This is a genomic window from Enterobacter sp. CGMCC 5087 (assembly GCF_003144775.1).
Taxonomy (GTDB): Bacteria; Pseudomonadota; Gammaproteobacteria; order Enterobacterales; family Enterobacteriaceae; genus Enterobacter; species Enterobacter cloacae_M.
Window position 1 is genome coordinate 1 of the sequence record NZ_QFXN01000161.1, and the last position, 319, is coordinate 319.

The window sequence follows — 319 nt, forward strand, 5'->3', positions numbered from 1 at the left end:
GAGTCAAAAATGTTGTTGAGGGGCAGCCGTGTTACATGAGTTGTTTACCCACGGCGATAAGCCCTGCCAGCCAGCCGATGCACTGGGGACCCACAAGCCAGAACAGGCGGGCCTTGAGCAGCCCGGTCATTCCTTCGCGGGTGTATACCGCGTCCGGCATCAGCCACAGACGCAACGCCGCGCCTGCAGTCATACCGGCGCCTGGCCCCAGGGTCATCCAGAACAGATACCCCATTCCCTGACTAAAACTGCGTATCTCGCCGGTACTCCCGAACACGTTAAACAGCACGACCACAAGCGCGATGGCGAAGGCAATCGC

The 319-nt window shown here is 59.9% G+C and carries 1 protein-coding gene; it reads right to left on the reverse strand.

Annotated elements, in window-relative coordinates; all coding sequences use genetic code 11:
- Positions 1 to 31 precede the first annotated feature (31 nt).
- Positions 32 to 319, reverse strand: a 288-nt coding sequence (locus DEO48_RS15320) for a hypothetical protein (protein ID WP_109845640.1), incomplete at its 5' end; no start/stop codon positions are given.